Annotated in this window: 19 protein-coding genes; 14 read left to right on the top strand and 5 right to left on the bottom strand. The window is 58.8% G+C overall.

Features of this window, described 5'->3' with window-relative positions; genetic code table 11:
• Positions 1-30 precede the first annotated feature (30 nt).
• Positions 31-546, top strand: coding sequence for a helix-turn-helix domain-containing protein (locus NKJ17_RS14480; RefSeq protein ID WP_352689156.1), 516 nt, complete (start codon positions 31-33; stop codon positions 544-546).
• 82 nt (positions 547-628) lie between these two features.
• Here NKJ17_RS14480 and NKJ17_RS14475 read toward each other — a convergent pair whose 3' ends face one another.
• Both NKJ17_RS14475 and NKJ17_RS14470 read right to left on the bottom strand, forming a co-directional pair.
• On the bottom strand, positions 629-1,654 hold the full coding sequence (locus tag NKJ17_RS14475) for an RcgR family putative quorum lactone hydrolase (RefSeq protein ID WP_352689153.1): 1,026 nt from the start codon (positions 1,652-1,654) through the stop codon (positions 629-631).
• Positions 1,644-3,257, bottom strand: a complete 1,614-nt coding sequence (locus tag NKJ17_RS14470) for an RcgA family putative transporter (RefSeq protein ID WP_352689150.1) — start codon at positions 3,255-3,257, stop codon at positions 1,644-1,646. The genes NKJ17_RS14475 and NKJ17_RS14470 overlap by 11 nt, the downstream gene beginning before the upstream one ends.
• Before the next feature lie 651 nt (positions 3,258-3,908).
• On the opposite strand from NKJ17_RS14470, the gene NKJ17_RS14465 reads away from it, so the two are divergent.
• Positions 3,909-4,253, top strand: a complete 345-nt coding sequence (locus NKJ17_RS14465; protein ID WP_352689147.1) for a hypothetical protein — start codon at positions 3,909-3,911, stop codon at positions 4,251-4,253.
• On the opposite strand, the gene NKJ17_RS14460 is transcribed toward NKJ17_RS14465, so the two are convergent.
• The 3 genes from NKJ17_RS14460 to NKJ17_RS14450 are packed head-to-tail and all read right to left on the bottom strand — an operon-like array spanning position 4,250 to position 5,558.
• Positions 4,250-4,414 carry a hypothetical protein gene (locus tag NKJ17_RS14460; protein ID WP_352689144.1) on the bottom strand — a complete coding sequence of 55 codons (165 nt, stop codon included), beginning with the start codon at positions 4,412-4,414 and terminating at the stop codon, positions 4,250-4,252. The genes NKJ17_RS14465 and NKJ17_RS14460 overlap by 4 nt on opposite strands.
• On the bottom strand, positions 4,411-4,959 hold the full coding sequence (locus NKJ17_RS14455; RefSeq protein WP_352689141.1) for a thermonuclease family protein: 549 nt from the start codon (positions 4,957-4,959) through the stop codon (positions 4,411-4,413). Before NKJ17_RS14455 ends, NKJ17_RS14460 begins: the two co-directional genes overlap by 4 nt.
• Entirely contained in the window at positions 4,956-5,558 is a 603-nt protein-coding gene (locus NKJ17_RS14450) for a hypothetical protein (protein ID WP_352689138.1), read from the bottom strand. The genes NKJ17_RS14455 and NKJ17_RS14450 overlap by 4 nt, the downstream gene beginning before the upstream one ends.
• Before the next feature lie 277 nt (positions 5,559-5,835).
• Here NKJ17_RS14450 and NKJ17_RS14445 point away from each other — a divergent pair, with 277 nt between their 5' ends.
• The 12 genes from NKJ17_RS14445 to NKJ17_RS14390 all read left to right on the top strand — a co-directional run bounded on the left by NKJ17_RS14445 (position 5,836) and on the right by NKJ17_RS14390 (position 18,659).
• A complete protein-coding gene (locus tag NKJ17_RS14445; RefSeq protein WP_352689135.1) occupies positions 5,836-6,300 on the top strand; it encodes a lytic transglycosylase domain-containing protein in 465 nt (154 codons plus the stop codon).
• A gap of 42 nt (positions 6,301-6,342) precedes the next feature.
• Complete coding sequence (locus tag NKJ17_RS14440; protein WP_352689132.1) at positions 6,343-6,627, top strand: TrbC/VirB2 family type IV secretion system protein; 285 nt, start codon at positions 6,343-6,345, stop codon at positions 6,625-6,627.
• 3 nt (positions 6,628-6,630) lie between these two features.
• Complete coding sequence (locus NKJ17_RS14435) at positions 6,631-6,924, top strand: VirB3 family type IV secretion system protein (protein WP_023720449.1); 294 nt, start codon at positions 6,631-6,633, stop codon at positions 6,922-6,924.
• Positions 6,921-9,323: a VirB4 family type IV secretion/conjugal transfer ATPase gene (locus tag NKJ17_RS14430; RefSeq protein WP_352689129.1), complete on the top strand. Its 2,403-nt coding sequence runs from the start codon at positions 6,921-6,923 to the stop codon at positions 9,321-9,323. Before NKJ17_RS14435 ends, NKJ17_RS14430 begins: the two co-directional genes overlap by 4 nt.
• Positions 9,324-9,552: 229 nt before the next feature.
• Positions 9,553-10,464, top strand: a complete 912-nt coding sequence (locus tag NKJ17_RS14425; RefSeq protein ID WP_352689126.1) for a transglycosylase SLT domain-containing protein — start codon at positions 9,553-9,555, stop codon at positions 10,462-10,464.
• A gap of 9 nt (positions 10,465-10,473) precedes the next feature.
• Positions 10,474-11,208, top strand: coding sequence for a type IV secretion system protein (locus NKJ17_RS14420; protein ID WP_352689123.1), 735 nt, complete (start codon positions 10,474-10,476; stop codon positions 11,206-11,208).
• 182 nt (positions 11,209-11,390) lie between these two features.
• On the top strand, positions 11,391-12,434 hold the full coding sequence (locus tag NKJ17_RS14415; protein WP_352689120.1) for a TrbL/VirB6 family protein: 1,044 nt from the start codon (positions 11,391-11,393) through the stop codon (positions 12,432-12,434).
• A 72-nt stretch (positions 12,435-12,506) separates the two neighbouring features.
• Positions 12,507-13,220 (top strand): VirB8 family type IV secretion system protein, encoded by a 714-nt coding sequence (locus NKJ17_RS14410; RefSeq protein ID WP_352689246.1) that lies wholly within the window; start codon positions 12,507-12,509, stop codon positions 13,218-13,220.
• Positions 13,217-14,014 (top strand): TrbG/VirB9 family P-type conjugative transfer protein, encoded by a 798-nt coding sequence (locus NKJ17_RS14405; RefSeq protein ID WP_352689118.1) that lies wholly within the window; start codon positions 13,217-13,219, stop codon positions 14,012-14,014. Before NKJ17_RS14410 ends, NKJ17_RS14405 begins: the two co-directional genes overlap by 4 nt.
• Positions 14,014-15,477, top strand: a complete 1,464-nt coding sequence (gene virB10, locus NKJ17_RS14400; RefSeq protein WP_352689115.1) for a type IV secretion system protein VirB10 — start codon at positions 14,014-14,016, stop codon at positions 15,475-15,477. Before NKJ17_RS14405 ends, virB10 begins: the two co-directional genes overlap by 1 nt.
• Positions 15,474-16,499, top strand: coding sequence for a P-type DNA transfer ATPase VirB11 (virB11, locus tag NKJ17_RS14395; protein WP_352689112.1), 1,026 nt, complete (start codon positions 15,474-15,476; stop codon positions 16,497-16,499). Before virB10 ends, virB11 begins: the two co-directional genes overlap by 4 nt.
• Before the next feature lie 12 nt (positions 16,500-16,511).
• Positions 16,512-18,659 carry a type IV secretory system conjugative DNA transfer family protein gene (locus NKJ17_RS14390; protein WP_352689109.1) on the top strand — a complete coding sequence of 716 codons (2,148 nt, stop codon included), beginning with the start codon at positions 16,512-16,514 and terminating at the stop codon, positions 18,657-18,659.
• Positions 18,660-18,970 lie beyond the last annotated feature (311 nt).

The following is an 18,970-nucleotide window of genomic DNA, read 5'->3' as shown; positions in this document are numbered from 1 at the left end:
AAAGGCAGGTTTGTGCGACTACACCGATTTATGAAACGAGACGACGCGGGCGCGGTCAACAACCCGTTGCGTGCCAACATTGCCCTGACGCTTGAGCGGGAGAGAGCCAAACGTGGCCTATCCCATATGCACATGGCCGAGCTGTTTCGCACCCCTGAAGGCGAAGGGCTCGCTTACCGAACTTACATCCAGACCGTTCGGCAGAAAAATAATGTCACATTGACGACGCTGCAGATCATGGCAAACGGCCTGCAAGTGTCTGTCGCAGAACTGCTCTCCGGCGGGAAAAAACTCCCCGAATGGGTGCATCAGCTGGACGAAACTGCGATCCGCAAGCGCCTTGCACATATCATCGACATGGAGCGGCAACGACGCAATATGCTCCGCTATGAGATGGCGAAACTGATCGGCGTGGCGGAGGCGACATTCATGAAACTGGAGCGCGCGAGCGGCAACATCAGCGTGGACACGATTGCCGCGATCGCCAAGGCGTTGAAGCTTGATCCACGGACGTTCCTATTTTGGGATAAGGTCCCACCAACCTGATCTACGTGTTATTGGCTGCAGCCGGACGCGCAGGCACGCCTAACAGAGAATTTTCTGGTGAACTGACCGGCCAACGCCACACTCATGCTCGCCGGGCCGACTTGTCAGCACACGACAGAAACCGCTTCAAGCTCAAACCGGCCCACAAAATGTAAGGCGGCATGGCGAGCGAATAGTGACCACAGTTTAATTCCAAAATACTTGGCCTAGCACCGGCATCCTTCAGCCTCCGCATGAACCTCTCCGATAGTTCTGGCAACACCACTTTGTCTCTCTTAGCCAACACAACGTGAAGATCGAGATCAGGCCGTGCCAAACAAAGTTCGTAATTCTCCAAGTTAAGCGGACCCCAGGCCCTTCTGAGATCGGTCAGCTCAATCTCAGGCTCAATGCTGTCACGTATCAGTCGTGTCGCGCGACCCGTCCAAACCATATCCGCTAGACTCCCCGCCGTCAGAAACAGAGAGGCTTTTGACACAGCCGAGTCGTGCGCCGCGACCAGCCCCGCAACCCACGAGCCTAAGCTCATACCGACAACCGAAATCTCTCGATAGCCTTCGCTCTTCAACCATCGTACGAGTTTTCGCCCATCCAACACTGCCTGCCTTACAGATTGGATCGTTCGACCGAGATTAGGGCTAAGCATATAATCGGCGTGCACGGAGCCGGGACGGCTACGTTCTAAGTGATAAGGCATAGCAATCTCGACAACCGTGATGCCATGCTGCGAGAAAAAGTTGGCAATCTGACGATTCCGGGCGCTTGCATTCCAATGGTGAAAAATCACCATTGCCTGATCGAACGCCCCGCTTTCTGTGATTTTCGCCGAGACAACGTTGTTCTGTTCGACATCAGTAGAAATGTCCGATGGAAATTTGAGCCACCCATCTAGCCTTTCAAACCCCTGATCACTCACACTCGGCTCATCGAAAAAGGCTGGATCAACCACGGCTTGGTCCGCAAGGGCACAGAATTCCTCGATACTTGTCATCTTCTTCGCACCTGGAAAGGCGCGTTCCGCGTCAAGGACGAAATCCGTTGGTTTCTTCCCTTCCTCACCGCGAAGGGCCCGGCGTTCGTCCCAACGATCAAGCCAACTATGATACACTCTGTTTGTTTCCCAAATCACTCTCTCGCCATCGCCCCGACCCTGGATCGAACAGGCCGTAAAGCGCGACTAGCACTGAAATGGCCAGAAGGGTCGAAAAGCCGGCAAACGTGTCGATCAACAAGTAGCTGACAACAAGTAACGCCACGACCGCCGACATCTTCCACAAAGGCGCATGAAATCGACCCCCGACACCTAATCGGATGGTGCCATACAGAAATACAAAACAGGTTGAAATAACGACAAGAAGGCTGCTGTAATGCGTCGGCATGCGATAGCGGAACCCGTTGGTCACATGCTCGCGACCTTGGAACATCGAAGACATATCGCCGACCAACCACGCCACAATATTCTCACCACTGGATGCCAGATACGAGCTTTGGACCTTCATCCATATGGCGACCAGAACCCCCAAAACAGTACACCGAAAAACCGCACGCATCACTGTGAGGCCGGCTTCATTGAGTTCTTGCTGATGATCAACATACGACAGCTTCTTCAATCTGTCCCCAATTCTCCAAAGATCATGAACAACCGTGTAGACCAAAATGAGACCTGCGAAGAAAAGATAAAACACCAGGCACATGTATAGGTAGGCTAGCCCCGTAAAAGCGACTGTTTCTGGGACAGATACGATCTCAGGACGCACAAGAGCTATTTTCCCCCAATCCATGGCATAGTTGCCACCGCCCCTCATCAACGGGATCAGGGACACGCCGATCCATTGAAAAAGACCCGCGAACAGCAAGCAAATCAAAAAAACCGACCAATAGGTGTACGAGGAAGCGTCAACGTTGCGCAACCAGGCGTCGTCGCTTTCCACCTGATCGCCCTGCACTGCAAGCTTTCTGCGCCCCTCACTTTTCCAGAAGACCAGCAACTCTATAACGAAGAAGAAAAACAGCGGTAAGAACACCATAAAGTCTAGTGTCCAATTTGCGGCCCAAAGGAATCCAACCTGCTTAACGAGCCCGTCGGCTCGCTCGTAGGTTACGTTGTGGATGCCAATGATGTACGACAAAAAGCCGAGGGCGGTCATACCGGCAAACACCGACGCCGGCAAATTCAAGGGAGATCCGTAACTAAAAAACGCCTCCGATTTCCTCGCCAAACTAAAACGCCGCCTCGGCCCCTTGGCGTCAGTATCCCGTGTCAACTCGGCCGGCGAGTCTGTCTTGTCATCGAAAGTCCCAGTGAGTGCCGTATCTGGAGTCTCCTGTGCAATGCTGCTTCCGGCTCTCTTCCATTCTCGTCTCTTGGCCGATAGCCGCGATTGCGCCGCACCAAGCTCCATCTGCCATTCGCTGGTTGCGATCGGATCATCGCATCCAAAAATCCTCGCCAGCCAACGAATGTTGGTAGTGCTAATCCCCTTGTCGTTCTCCTGAAACCAAAGCTGCACCGTTCGCGGATCGACTCCAACCCGGTTGGAATCAATCTGTGAAATCGCCTCTGCAAGAAGCTCGGGCGTCCATGGGCCTGCAGGAAACCCGTCTTTGCCTAACGGCCGACCTGCACCCGCCGCCGCCAGTCGTTTGAATAATTCTTTGAAATCACTCCCGTCTCTCGGCGGAGGGAGAAATAACTTTCCGTTCGTAAACAATGACTTATGGGCTCTAGTTTCGTTCCATTTCGCTAGGCTTCGTATTTTATCGTGCCTTCATCCTCAATCAACGATTTTGTCAACTCGATTTTGGCCGGCCGGGAGAGAGGCCAGTCAAGGCACTGACTGCCCGGATCGGTCGCAGGGCAGGCGCCCACCTTACGAGCGGTGATGATGTTAAAAAATCCTGGTGTTACAGACTTTACGGGCTGTCAGATGAGCAGTCCGAGCTCAGACCGGCGCACCTTCGGCCGGTTCCCTGGTCTTCTAGTTGCCGACGACAGGGGTCGACGCGGGTTGCTGGCCAGCACCAACACCGGTGCCGAAGGCAGGCCGATGGTGAAGAATATCAAGCACGGCAACCGGACATACTGCCGAACCCGCGCCCGTGTCGAGCATCCTTTCGCCGAGCAGAAGGACCGCATGGGGATTGTTCATCCGCACCATCGGCCGGTCGCGTGCGCGCCAAGGTCAAAATCGGCATGGGCAATCTCGCATACAATCTGAAACGTTTTGTCTGATGGCAGGGCGGAGTGTGCTCGCATGAGCGAACGGCAGGGGAAGCCAGGGCTTCGGGAGCCCGAGAAGCAGAGGGATGAACCCATCCCTACTTTCTCGGCTCCCCAACTATCAGATACGTGGAGCCGGTCGATGTCTATTCAATTGGTCTGTAGCAACGGACAGGTAGTAGCGGCTGGAGGCGTCGCGAAACTGATTGCGGAACATCGTCGGAGCATTGCTAAGCTTGAACGTCTCGGCAAGCGAGCGATGGAGGCCGAGGGTACGGACGCGATCTTGCTGGGTCAGAGGCTGGACGCGGTCATTGCGGAGGAAGCCGCACTGCGAAGGCGTGCTGCCATTGCCCCGGTAACCACCATCGCAGAAATGAAAATGAAGGCTTCTTACTTTCAACGGCTGACGGCTCATGACTGGTGCGAGGTTGATGTCGACGATTTTCGCGCGTTGCTCGGTTCTTTCGCGAAACTGCAGTCCTAGGAGAAGAGCGCTGAAATCCATGAGACCACGGTATTCCAGGCCGCATAGAGCCCTGCAGGTACCAAGATGATCGCGATGAATGCAGCGGCTCCACCAATAGCACCGTCACCGCGTCCTTCGACGGAATAGTAATATCTGTGCGCCTCATCGTCTTGCTTCATTGTTGTCTCTCCAACCCTTGGCTCAGCAGCAGTTGCACAGGATGCTGAAACGTCGTGCCCCACAAACCCGCACGTTTCATCTTAGCGTTGATTTCCGCGACGAGGTAGTTCTGATTGACGGCTTTGCCCTTTGCTGTCGTCGCGGCAAACGCGTATCCGGTTGCTATGAGCGCTGTGCCGACGTCGATTGTTTCGCCATTGAGCTGCGCACCGCACACGACAAAAACCGCCTTGTCGAGGGCATAGCCGATTGGCTGGCATGTAACCGCGGCGCTATCGAACAGGGCAGCCAGGTGCGCCAGCGAGGTGTTCCCGCAATCGATTTTGTTACCATTTGGCTCTTCAGCTGACGTGCCTCGAAGACATGACTGGACGCCATAGAGGCGGAAAAGGTGATCTCCGTCACGCCAGGTATCTCCGGTCAGCAGTTGAGCCGATTTCGATACCGCGAAGGGCGTTGGCACGGCAGACTCGGATGCCTCCTGGGCCTGGGCCGAAGCGCACAAACCAAATGCGGCCAGCACTGTAAAGCCCGCCTGTTTCATTCCTGGAACTGTCCACCGAGGTCGGCGGAATGCTCGAGATCGGGGCGCAGCGACTTGCCGTCCTTGTTGCGTCCGATTGCCGCCATTTCGAAAAAAACCATTTCGTCATCGTCGTAGGCGACGTTGTAGGGGTCGTTGGCATTGCCCGCCCCCACGAGCGAGAAACACGACACGGCATCGGGTTCACCCTTCGTGCTGTGCAAGACTAGTGTTTTGCAAAGCACGACAGATGCACGATCGTTGTAGATTGCCCCTTCATAGTCCTGCGCGGCCTTCGTGCAGTCCCATTGCTGCGTCTTGTATGTGATCTTCGGTTTTGGGCAGGCCGCAAGGCCGCGCAGCCGATACGTCACGCCGTTGATGACGCGCTCGGTCGCCGACGGCAGATTAACCGGCGAGATGAGGGCGGCCGCATCGCGCTGAAAAAGCGCGCCTTTTGCATCGTAGCGTTCATAGACGAACACCTTCTCGCCCGGCTTCGCAAACTGGAGCAGGTAGTGCTCCGACGGCTGCGCGAAGGCACTCGGGGCGTCGACGCCTGCAGCATAAGCCACGGTACCCTGGAGCAGCAGAACCGTGCAAAGGGCCGCCTGTTTCATCGAAATCCGTCCTTGCGATGACATACCGTGTTGACACTTTACTAGGGCTGCGTGTAGCCATAGTAAAGTGTTAAATTTTGGCGAGACTATGAACGCTCGATTCGCTCTCCTGCTCACCCTGTGTGGCGCCATGATGCCGTTCAAAGCGCACGGCCAGGAACTGGCATCAGACCGCGTAGCGGTTGCCTTTGCAAGGCCGGCAAAAGCCATTGCCGCAGTCGAGGCGCAAAGGCCGGGGTCGTGTAAGACCGGAGATCGTGCTGAGGTCTCCCAACTTGTGCGTTCAATCGCGCAAGACGAAGGGTTCGACGCCGATCTGGCCGAGGCGATTGCATGGGCCGAAAGCGATCTCGGCGCCAGTCAGGGTCCGTCGAAGGCCGGAGCCCTGGGGATCATGCAGTTGATGCCGGGCACGGCGGCCGATCTTGGCGTGAGCGACCGTTGCGATACGGAGGCAAATGTCCGCGCTGGCCTTCGCTATCTGAAGTCACTCTATGACGAGTTCCGGGATCCGCTGCTGATGCTGGCGGCTTACAACGCCGGGCCCAACAGCGTCTACAAGGCGCAGGGCATTCCGGTGAATCCGGAGACGGCAGAATACATCGTGAAAATACTGAACCGCTGGAAGTTCGGCGGTGTGGTGAAGAAGTCCGCCCTGACCAAATCCGAAATGCTCGCGGCCGCTCCGCCAGCAAGCGAGGACGCTTGGCAGGATGGTCATGTCATGGATTTCGGCAACTGAAAGGAGCCAAGGGTGGAATACAGGACAGCGGGCAAATTTGCCTTGAAACTGGCCTTGGCCTCGGCGGTCGGAATAGCTCTCGCGCCAGCCACCGCGTACGCCCAGTCGGCGGCACCGGTGGAAAATGTGCTGGAGTGGTTCGTCGGAGTTCTGCAGGGCAACATAGCGCGTTCATTTGCCATCATCGCGGTCTGCTTTCTTGGCTTCCTCGCCATGACGGGCCGGCTGGCTTGGATGATGGCTTTTTCCATCATCATTGGCATCGCTCTGATCTTCGGCGCTGCCCAGCTGGTGGATGCGGTCCGCGCCACCGCGGGAGGCAGCTGAGGCATGGACGACGAGGAAGTCTATGTCGAGCCGGTCAGTCTGCCACTGACACGCCCCCCGATGAAATGGGGCGTGCGCTATGAAGTTTTTGCACTGAATGGCATCCTGGCGGTGATCGGTTTTATCGCCACGAGCAGCTTCATGCTCGGCCTTGGAGTGTTCGGCGTGGTGCATCTGGTTAGCGCATATCTGTGCCAGCGCGACCCCTACATGTTTCATATTTTTGAACGGCGCGTCTCCAAACGCGGAGCGGTGGCGAACCTTACTTTTTGGGGCGCGAGGAGCTATTCGCCATGAGCCTTGATGCCGACCTGAAATTTGGCCGTGAGCGCCGCCGCGAAAAGCCCGCGGCGATGCACATCCCCTACCTTCGCCATGTCGATGACAATCTGATCGTGACGAAGAGCGGCTTTCTGGTCGGCGCCATCCAACTCAGTGGCCTGCCGTTCCAGACGATGGACCAGGCCGAGTTGAACAGCCGCATGTTCAACCGCAACACGACGTTCCGCAATCTCTCGACCTCTCGCTTTGCGGTCTACACAACGATCATCCGCCGCCACGTGACGCCGGAGATCGAAGGCGACTTTGACAATCCTTTCGTGGCCGAGCTCGACGCCCGCTACATGGATGAACTTGGGGCGAAAAACCTTTTCGTCAACGAAGCGTATCTGGCAGTCATACGCCGACCGATGGTCGGCCGCGTCGGCTGGGTGGACAAGGCGCTCAATGCGTTCCGCATCAGCACCGCAGGCGAGGAAACCCGCGAAGAGGCGATGGCCGAACTGCATGACGTTCTCGAGGGCGTCGTCAAGGATTTTACGGCTTATGGTGCGCGTCTTCTTGGCGTCGTAAAGCGCCGCGACAGCTTCTTTTCCGAGCCGGCGGAATTTTTGGCGAAGATCCTCGCCGGCGGCCTCGACGTGGAAATGCCTTTGCCGCGCATGAGCCTTGGCGATGTGCTGGCGACACGACAGCTGTTTTTCGGCAAATCCGCGCTGGAACTTCGCGGGCCGGACGAAGGCAAGCTCGGCGCCATGGTGTCGATCAAGGAATACCCACCGTTCACCGCTCCGGGCTCATTGGACGGTCTCTTGCGCCTGCCACATGAGTTTGTCCTGACGCAGAGTTTCGCGATCGAAGATCGTGTAACGGCGATGCGCAGGATCAACACGATCGCGAACCAGGTCGAGGGTTCAGACGAGGCGGGCACGACGGTCGAGGAGTCCGTCCACGACGGCGCCGACAAGCTGGCCGGCGGCGAAGTCGTCTTCGGACAACATCACATGAGCGTCATGGCGTTGGCACCGGATATGGCTGGTCTCAACCGTGCGCTATCCGACATCACGGCGGAGCTTTCGCGCATGTCGATCGTGCCGGTTCGCGAGACCCTGAACACGGAACTGGCCTTTTGGGCGCAGTTGCCGGGAAATTTCAGCTACATCGCGCGACGTGCGTTGATCTCGTCCCTCAATTTCGCCGGCCTTTTCTCCGGACACAATTTCCCGTCCGGCCAACGTGAGCGGCTGCATTGGAAACGGCCCATCGCCTTGCTCGAAACGACCAGTCAGACGGCCTACTACTTCAATTTCCACGTTCACGATGTCGGGCATTTTACGGTGTTCGGCCCGACCGGCTCGGGCAAGACCGTAGTGCTGTCGTTCCTGATGGCGCAAGCCATGCGCATCATGCCGCGGCCACGATGCGTTTATTTCGACTACATGCGCGGCGCTGAGATTTTCGTTCGGGCGCTCGGCGGCCGCTACGAGGTGATGGAGCCTTCTCAGCCGACCGGGTTCGCGCCATTGCAGCTTGATGACACGGCAGAAAACCGTTCTTTCCTGGAAGATCTGCTCATCTACATTCTGACGCCGGAAGGCGGCGCGCTTGACGTGGCAGAGATGCGCGTCATCAACGCCGCCGTCGACATGATCTACAAGATTCCGCGCGAACAGCGGATCTTCGACCTGCTGCCGGAAGTGCTGCGGGGCTCGCTGATGCCCGGCATGAACGATCTGGCCGCGCGGATACAGCCTTGGCTCGACCCGAAGGACAAGGGCTGGCTTTTCAACAATCCCGTCGATCTGGTGGATTTCTCGAAGCCCGTCGTCGGGTTCGACATGACCAAGATCCTCGGTGACAGAAAGCTGCGCTCGGCGGCCTTGCTCTACATCTTCCACCGTCTTGAGGACGTCATCGACGGCTCGCCGATCATGCTCTTCCTCGATGAAGGCTGGAAGCTATTGGACGACGAGGTTTTCGCCGCCTTCATCAACGAGACGCTGAAAACCGTTCGTCGCCGGAACGGCGTTGTCGGCTTCGGCACGCAGACGGCGGAAGATGTTGTCAATTCCTCCATCTCGTCGTCACTGATCGAGCAAACGAAGACCAACATTTTCTTCCCCAACCCGAAGGCGAGCAAGGAGTCCTACATGGAGCGCTTCTCCTTGACGGCGAAGGAATTCGAGTTCGTGCGCCGCACCGCGAAGGAAACACGCACCTTCCTCGTCAAGCACGACAGCGACTCGATCGTCGCCAAGCTCGATTTGTCGGCGATGCCCGATCTCATCAAGGTCTTGTCCTCGAACGAAGCCAACAGCAAGGAATGCGCACGGCTCCGGGAGACCTTCGGCGACGAGCCGGAGATGTGGCTGCCATACTTCTGCGGCTGGGAGAACGAGCATGACGAAGCGGCTTAGCAGCGCTTGTCTGGCCGTGGCTCTCGCGACGGCGGAAAGCATGAGCGTGGCTATCGCTCAGATCGCGGTCATCGACGGGCAGAACCTCGATAAGCGGCAAGAGGACGAGCAGCACAGCAAGACGTCGGATGAAGCGAAGAGGGACGAAACCGACAGGAAGAAAAGCGTCGTCTGCACCTATTCGAACAGATACCGCTCACAGATGTTTCGCCGGTCTCCGGCCGACGCGATGCAGCGCGACGCCGGCAACGTGAAGATGATCCGCTATTATGCGCAAAAGTACGGCGTGCCCGAAGGCCTGGCGCTGTCCGTCGCCTATCAGGAATCGCGCTTCGACACATGCGCCGGCAGCCACACCGGCGTCAAAGGCGTCATGCAGCTGACCAAGGGCACCGGCAAGTCCATGGGACTGGACCGCGACGTGAACGAGCAGAATGTCGAAGGCGGCGTCAAATATCTCGGAATGGGCGTGAAGCAATGCGGGGCGACGAATTACAGCTGTCTCGCCTCCTTCTACAACGGATCGAACGCAGGGGAGCAGAACCAATGGGCCGGCGGTGTCGGCCGCTGGAACAGCTACTTCAACGACTATGTGTCGAGCGGCAAGGCTCCGGCCGCCGCGCCGCCACCATTCTCGATCGTAACGGCCGACGGCGCAGGCGGCGCGGCCCAGGACGCGGCCATGGGCACGGTCAGCAAGGCGACCGGCAGCCTCGATGCAAGCTCATCGCAGATGGGCGCCAACACTGCAGCGATCGATGCGCTGGCGGGCAACGTTGGCCAAGTGACCGAATACAAGGACGCTTGGGAGCTGAACTCGTCCGCTCGTGGGATCAACGTCGATGTCACCAACCAGTACCTCGCCCAGGCGGGCGACTTCACGGCGTTGCTGGCCCAACTTCTGTCGTTGCAGAACGTTCAGACATCGCAGTCGGCCAAGCTGGTGCAACAGCCGAAGGGCGGTTCTCCAAATCCGTTCTCTTGTGATCCCGCCGAACTGGAACGGTTGAAGATCGATCGCGGTCGGTGGTTGCCGTGCGCGGTTGAGAACGCGGGGGCAAGCTCAGCCGACAGCCACTCGGTAATCATCACCACCGACCCTGCTGGCGCCGCCAGCGTGATCGATTCTCTACAGCAATAGGAGGCCGACATGAAGAAATTCGCGATTGCTGCCGGCATGGCGCTTTGGACGAGTGCGGGCTTTGCACAGATTGCGGTCATTGATGGCGCCAATCTCGATGTAGCCCGCAAGAATGCGGACAACACCAACTCCATCATGGACTCGAACAAGGATATTCTCAAAAAGAGCGAGGAGATCCTCCAGGCTCTCAGCGGCAGTCGTGACGGTTCGCTCGGGATCGGACAGATGGGCCTCGGCGGCAACATGTCGATCGCCCAGGCGCCGTCGTTCGGATCGATCCTGAACGGCGGGGCTCTTTCGTTTGGTGGCCTGTCGCCCGATATCCAGAAAATCGCCGGCGCGGTCATCAATGGCCTGCAACTGGTGAAGCAGCTCCAGCAGATTGCCGGCAAGGAGACGAGCGCGGTCAACACCGCCTACGGCGGCAGCGTCAACGTGGCTTCGCTGCTAAGCGCGTTGACGTCGCAGGCTTCCCAGGGCGTCACCCAGCGCCAACAGTCATTGCAGTCCGCGAGCGGGCAGATCGGGCAGTCGCAGGACGTCAAGGGTTCGGTGGACCAGAACACACGAATGCAGCTGGAAAACGCGCGTGCGGTAAACGAACTGATCGGCGTCCAGAACGGTGCGGTCGCGGCCCTGAATGAGAAGCTGAAGGGAGATCTTCTTCGCCAGAGCCAGGTGCAGAAAATGATGACACCGCGCGACGTCAATCCGTTCGCGGAATTTGGCAAGAGCGGAGGCTAGCACTTGTCGAGGCGAGTGGTGCGCATATGCGCTGCGATCGGGCTCGGCGCAGTGCTTTTTGGATGTGCAAATCGCGAACTGAAAGCGCCGTGCGGGCCTTTGGCGTATGCCCACGCCGACGAATGCGGCGCGCCGAAGCCGGTCAATTCAACGCCGTTCGCCAGCATCATTGACGAGGATCCATGAACGGTCTCGCCGCAAGCATTCTCGGTGGCATTGACAACATCGGTGAGGACTTCGTTCGCACCGTCTATATGCAGTTGGGCAACGCGATGGGCAACGTCTTCACCTTGATGCTGACCCTCTATATCGTGTGGTGGGGCTATTCGATCCTGAGCGGGCGAGAGTCGATTTCGCCAATCGAAGCGGCCTATCGCCTCGGCCGCGCCGTCATCATCTATCTGCTGCTGACCGGATGGGGCACGTTTTCCGCGACGGTCTATCAGCTCGTGCAAAGCATTCCAGACGAGGTCGGTAAGGTGATCGTCGGCGCCGTGTCGCGGGCCACAGGCAATCAGCTTAGCGACCAGGCGGCAATTCCAGCGCTTATCGACAATCTCTACCAAGGGGCGCAGGACGTCGCCAATCAGGTCTACAGCGGATCCTTCTATGATATTTTTGGTGCGCTCTTGTCGCTGCTCGTTCTGCTGTCTGCCATCATCTTCGCAGCGCTTGCCATTGCCGCGATCATCGCCGCCAAAGTGATGTTGTTCATCACGCTGGCCTTGGCGCCGATATGGATCATTCTTTGGCTTTACCGCTGGTCCTCGCGCATGAGCGAAGGCTTCCTTTCGCTGACCACCTTTCTGATGATCCAGCAAATCCTGATCTACGGCTTTCTCGGTTTCTACTTCTCGCTCGTCAACGCGGCACTGAACACCGCCACGTCCGGCGGAGCGACCATGGACAGCAAAATGTCGCTGGTGCTGCCGCTGGTGCTGGTGACGATCATCGGGATCTACGTTCTCATGCAGATACCTTCGATTGCTTCGATCCTGAATGGCGGCGGGTATCTCAGCACCGTGGGAGCATACAATCCTTATAGAAACTTCGGCAGAAACGCCGTGCGCTACTCCGGTGCACGATGGGCCGCTGGCCGCGCCGCTCGCGGGGCCCGGCAGTTCGCCGCAAACAGTTTTCGATCTTCGCGAGCAGCGAGGGCGGATGCCGCAACCCGGTCCGCCATCCAGCAAGGTGCGCGCGATAACTCCAGGCCTCTGGCCTAGGACACAAGAACGATCACCGATCGCGGCGTGGATCAGGATGCGTCGCGCAAACGAGGCAATAGTAACGTGGCAATGCCAGTGGAAACGGCTGCTGACCGCAGCAGCGAACTCGTCGACAAGCGCTATTACAGGCTGGGCGCGACCTGGGAAGACGACACGCACCGGTCAATGCGTCGATCGCGTACATTGGCCTGGATCGTCAGCGGCGTTTCCGGACTGGTTGCGGTGCTGTCGCTGCTGGCGCTCGTGCTGATCCTGCCGCTCCGGCAGTTCGAACCGTATGTTGTCGAGGTCGACAAATCGACGGGCTACCTCGAGATCATGCGCGCTCTCAAGCCGGGAGATTTGTCCCAGAATGAAGCCGTCACGGCGGCCAATCTGGTGCGCTACATCAGGGCCCGCGAAACCTACGATTCCCGTGAACTGAAACAGAATTACGACCTGGCACAGCTCTACTCGACCGACGCCGCGTCCAAGGATTTGACATGGCTCTATACGCCAGCAAACCCACAATCGCTGGACAAGATTTTTGGCCGCAATGTCACTGTCTCGGTCGAGATCAAGTCGGTTTCCCTGCTCAACCGCAACACCGCCTCGGTGCGCTTTGCCACGACGACGCGGCGGGACAATTCGTCCACGGCCGACAATTGGGTGGCGGTGATAAAATTCCGCTACACCTCAACGCCACTGAAGAACGAATGGCGTTTCGACAACCCGTTGGGATTTCAGGTTACGGATTATCGCCGCGACCAGGAATCGGCGCCGACCGCGGGGAGCCTGCAATGAGATGGCGCGTAAGCCTCGCGCTGTCGGTCGCCCTTCTGCTCGGCACCATGCACGGCGCGGCCGCACGCGACGGCCGCATCCGATATGTCACCTTCAACAACGACGACGTGACGTCGGTGCGCGCCGCCCTTGGTATTTCCACGATGGTCGAGCTCAGCCCGACCGAAGTCATCGAAACCGTGTCGGCTGGCGACACGAAAGGCTGGTCGATCATCCCCAAACGCGGATCGCGGTTTCTGTTCGTCAAGCCGCTGGAGCGCGATGCGTGGACCAACGTCAACGTGGTCACCAACCGGCGCGTCTATTCCTTGCTGCTGCAGGCCACTGACAATAGCCGTGACCGGGCATCCTTCCAGGTCCGGTTCAAATACCCGGACGAGGATATCAACGCGCGCCTGCTCTCACAGGCCAAGGAGAGCGCCGCCGATCCGGATTTGAAGGATCTGAATTATGCCGATCTCAACTACGACTATGCCTACAAGGGCGACGACAGCTTGAAGCCGCGCACCGTATTCGACGACGGCACCAAGGTGTTTCTGGAGTTCAAGGGTGACATTCCGGCGATTTTCGTTGTCGACGACAAGCGCCATGAGTCGCTGGTCAATGTTCGCACGCAGGGCAAATACACAGTCATCGACAAGGTCGCGCGGCAATTCACCTTGCGGGCCGATGGCAAGACGCTCTGCCTCTACAACCGCGCGCGACCCAACGAAATCGATCCGGTCGAGCAGGTCTACGGCCCAACGAAACTGACAGGCGGTTCCACCCTGTTCGGATCCAGCGGAGGGCGGTGATGACCCAGATCGACTATAACCAGCTGGACGGCAGCCCGACGGTCGCGCGCCGTGGTGCGGGCGTGGGTACCAGGATTGCCCTGGTCGGCCTCGGCGTAGTGCTGGTAGGCGCGCTGATATGGCTGAACTGGCCCCGGGAGCCGGTATCGCGCGATCTTCGCAGCGATAGCGAGGAAAACTTCAACCCGCCTGAGTTTCGCCCGCCGGCGTTGAACGAACCGCCGCAACCTGCCGACGGCACGATCGACCAGATCGTGGTGCCGCCACCGGCTGACGACCAGAACGGCACGCAACAAGCCGATAATGTCGATCAGACCGTACAGGAGGGCGCAGATCTCGATGCGCAGCGGCGCGCGCTGGAGGCGCAAATGGCGGCCGAGGAGGCTCGCCGCAAGGCCGAGGCGGAAGAAGCCCGCCGCAAGGCCGCGGCTGAGGACGAGGCTCGTCGCAAGGCTGAGGCCGCCGAGCATGAAAAAGCAGTGTGGGAACGCCTGCGGTCCAACCAGATGGTGACGAATGATCAAACCGGATCGACAGATGCTGGCGCCCAGGCGGCGCAGGTCGAAATCGCGCCTGACGGTCAGATCGTCCCGGTCCCCGGCGCCGACAGTGATCCCAACAAGGCATTCTTGGCGCAGTCTGAGGCAAGTTCTTCCGGCATTGTCAAAGCCAGGGCCTTCCGACGCACCGATGCGTTGATCCCAGAGGGAACGATCATTCGCGGCTATTTGGAAACGGCGATCAACACGGACCTTCCCGGCGCGGTGCGCGCAGTCGTGCGTGAGGATGTCTTCTCGCTCGACGGCAGGCGGATCCTCATTCCGAAGGGCTCGCGCCTGATCGGAGAATACCGTTCAGGCCTTGCGCGCGGTCAAAAGCGTGTTTTCATCGTCTGGAGCAGGGTTATCCGCTCGGATGGTATTTCCGTCGATATCAAGTCGCCTGGCGCAGACGCGCTCGGCCGCGGCGGTATGGGCGGCCGTGTCGATACACACTGGGTTGAGCGCTACGGCAACGCCATCATGCTGTCCGTCGTTGGCGGTGTCTCTGAATATCTGTCCTCGCTTGGCGATAGCAGCCAGGATGGACAACAGCGCCAGGTGTCGACGATCGATCCCGTAACCGGCGAGACCACCACCGTGACTTATGGTGGCAATGGCTCGCAGCGCGACGCGCGGAGCATCGCCTTCGATAAGTCATCGACCGCCCTGCAGCAACTCGCGCAAGAGGCGTTTCGCGACACGCAGAACATTGGCCCGACAGTTTACGTCGACCAGGGCACATCGATTGTCGTGCTGGTGCGGCGAGATCTCGATTTCTCGGACTTGTACGCTGATCCCGTCCAGGAAGAAGTGGCACGCCTGAAGGCAGGTGGACGGCCGAAGACGGCGATGGATCCGACGCCTCTCTACGGGACCCCGAAGGATCATTTCTATCCCGGCTATGGGAGCCCGGTGAAATGAATGCCGTGCATCCCCTCCCCGACCCTTGGGCGAGAGCCCCGGTCCTGCGCGCTCATCTGGAGCCGATATGGTCCTATTTGAACGAAGATGCAGTGTCCGAGATTGCGATCAACAGGCCGGGTGAATTGTTCATCGAACGCCTCGGTGCAAAGGAAATGGAGCATGTCCTCAAGCGCGAGGTCACGCCGGGCTGGATACGCAACATTTCGACGGGCGTCGCCTCGGCGACCAATCAGGTCATCAACGAAGAAAAACCGGTTCTGTCGGCCGCTCTACCTTCGGGTGAGCGAATCCAATGCATCTTGCCGCCCGCGGCTCCCGAAGGCGGGGCGATCTCTATACGCAAGCAGGTCATCATGGATATGAGCCTTAATGCCTACAAGGATCTCGGCGCCTTCGAGAACACGGCGATGGGCAGCGGCCTGGCGCTGTCAACCGAAGAAAAGCGGCTTGTCGAGATGTTGCACGACACGTCGCCGATGGACTTCCTGCAATATGCGGTGCGCAACCGCGTCTCCATCGTCGTTTCAGGCGGTACGTCGACTGGCAAGACGACGTTTTTGAATGCGCTCCTGAAGGAGGTTCCGGCCCATGAACGGATCATCACGATCGAAGACACCCGCGAACTGCGGCTGCCTGCTCCCAACAACGTCACCCTGATAGCCTCAAAGGGCGACCAGGGCCTTGCCAAGGTCTCCGCGCAACAGCTGCTCGAGGCCTCGCTTCGCATGCGACCCGACCGTCTGTTGCTGGGCGAGTTGCGCGGTGCCGAAACCTTCGCGTTCCTCCAGGCGATCAACACCGGCCATCCGGGTTCGCTCACCACCGTTCATGCCAATTCCGCCCGGTCAGCCTACGAGCGGCTGGCGCTGATGGTCATGCAGGGCAGCTCAGGCCTCTCACGAAGCGAAATCCTCGACTACCTGCGCGAGGTGATTCCGGTAGTCGTCCAGATGGTCCGCACCGAAGGCGGACGGCGCGGGATCAGCGAGATCAAGTTCACCAAGGCCGAGACGATCTAGCGGGGTCTATCCATGCAGAAAGTCGCAACAGCAATTTTCATGATGCTCATGGCGATGGCCCTGGGCGTCCTGCTCTTCACAGTCGCCTATGCCGCGACTGATTGGTACCGGACCGGCTCCCACGTCCTGTTCGACCACCTGAACGGCAATCCCTTGCCGGTCGTTCGTCAGGCCTGGGCGGACACGATGGCGAGGGATTTTGGCCGGGTACAATACGCCGTTGCGGCGGGAGCATTGGGGTTTCTTGCGCCCCTGGTCAGCCTGTTTCTCATGCGCCCGAGAAAGCGCAATGACTCTCGCTTCATGACGATGAGCGACGTCTCAAAAACCGGCCTGACAAAAGTGGGCGGGGTCTTCGTTGGTCGGGCCGGCGGCAGGCTTGCCGAAATTTTGTCGCCCGGCCGCGATCAGCGCTCCGGCAAGATCCGCTTGTCGCAGCGCAAGCTGATCGGCGGCAAGAAATTGTGGATTGATGGCGATGATGTCGGCGGCTTCGTCATCGGACCGCCGCGCTCCGGTAAAGGCACGTCTCTCATCATCCCGAACGCTTTGACCTGGTCGCATTCGCTCGTGGTTCTCGACCTGCGGGGCGAGACCTATGCGGCGACCGCCGGTTACCGTTCAACCATGAGCCGCGTGGTGCGTTTCGCGCCGGCTGATCCGGACGGCAATACAGCATGCTACAATCCGATGGATTTCATCTCGCTGGATTCGGCGCAGCGCGACATCGACCTTCGCAACATCGCTGCGGCGCTGTTTCCGCGCCCCCCTTCGAACGCAGATCCATATTGGGTCAACGACGCTCGCCTGCTTTTTACCGGCATTGCGTCCTTCGTCATGGAATCGCCTGAGATCCCAAACGAGAAGAAGACCTTCGCCACAATCCTCGAGATCATGAACGGTGCCGAGCAGCCGCTCCTCGAATTCATCGGCTCGCTGCGCGAGGAGCGCCGCCGCGAATGCTCGCACTTCACCCTGCAAACCCTGCTGCCATATTTCGAGATGTCAGAGCGGCAGTTTTCCGGAATCTACGCCGGCGTACGCACCGGCATGGCGCCCTTTCTCAACGAGCGTCTGATGCGAGCTACGTCGCGCAGCACGTTCGATATTCGCAAGCTCAAGTGCGACCGGATTTCTCTCTATCTCGACGTGCGGCGCGAGCAGATGACGTCGCTTGGACCGTTGTTCAACGTCCTGATTACGCAGATGATGAACTTCATGTCGGAAAGCCTGCCCCAGCCGGGCGAGCAGCCGGTGCTTGTGCTGCTCGACGAGTTCCAGAACCTCGGCAAGCTCGAGAACGTGACCGAAATGGCGAGCGTGCTCGGCGGCAACGGGGTTTCCATGTGGTTTTTCGTACAGTCACTGAAGGCTGTAGACGAGATCTATCACCAGGAAGGGCGCAAGACACTCATCAACGCGGCTCGCGTGCAGATCTTTTTCGGTGCGCAGGACGCTGACGATCTGCGCTACGTTTCCGAACAGCTCGGCGAAAGATCGGACGTGCAAAAGGACGTTACGCGCACCAAGGCAACGTTGTTTGACACTTATTACACGCGCTCGGAGCACCGCAAGGAAGTGCGGCGGCCCCTGATGCGGCCGGACGAAATCCGTACGCTCGACAAAAACAAGGCCATCATATTGCCGCGCGGCGAACTGCCAATTCTCGGCACGCGCAATTTCTATTTCGCCGACGGCCAACTCGCCAAACGCGCGTTCATGTCCCTGCCCGCCTCTACCGACGCTTCGCGCACGAAAAGCCCTACGTTGGCCTCTTCGGCGGCGGTACCATCTCCTGCGCTGCAGACCATTGTGCCGACAGCACCTGCGTATCGCTCGGGCCTCTTGCAGACGCGCCTGCGGCGCGGCGCGACATTCGCCGCAAAAACTGGCCGTATGGCTCCGCAGCGGGGCCGACGCGCAATCGTAAAAGAACGACTGAAAGCAACAGACCCTGCAGCCGTACCAATCTATGCCGCCATAGATTTTTCCGCTTTGGCCGCCAAAGCGGTGACAACACGCATAGCGCCCGACAAAGAAGCGGCCGTTGCGGCGATCCTGAACAAGGTGCGATCTCTCCGAGCCCACGCATCCGACACCGAGGCTTTCGATCGAAATTTGAGCATCGTCGAAGATGCTTTGCCTGATCTAGGCGATTAGCCTAGCAATCTACGGCGATGGCCGACTACGAGCCTCCTGCCTCGCCTCAACCGATCTGCTTACGCACCGCATCGCGGGTGATCAGATGCTGTTCCCACTTCCGGCAAGCCGAAGCACTTGTCTCTCAGGGTCAGCCTTCTCTTTGCCGGCATTAAAATCTCCTCGTTCACAGCGAGGCAAATTTGCCGAATTCTGAACCAGAAGGCATTGTTCAGTGCCGAAAAAACTGAGCGGCTTTTGATTGGTTCCCTTGTGGAAAGTGATGGTCGCGAGCTGGCCGTCGACCGTCTGCGTCAGCGCTGTGCCCCGCA

Source organism: Mesorhizobium sp. M0208 (genome assembly GCF_040322015.1).
In the GTDB taxonomy this organism is placed as follows: Bacteria; Pseudomonadota; Alphaproteobacteria; order Rhizobiales; family Rhizobiaceae; genus Mesorhizobium.
This window is presented reverse-complemented; position numbering and strand designations above follow the sequence as displayed.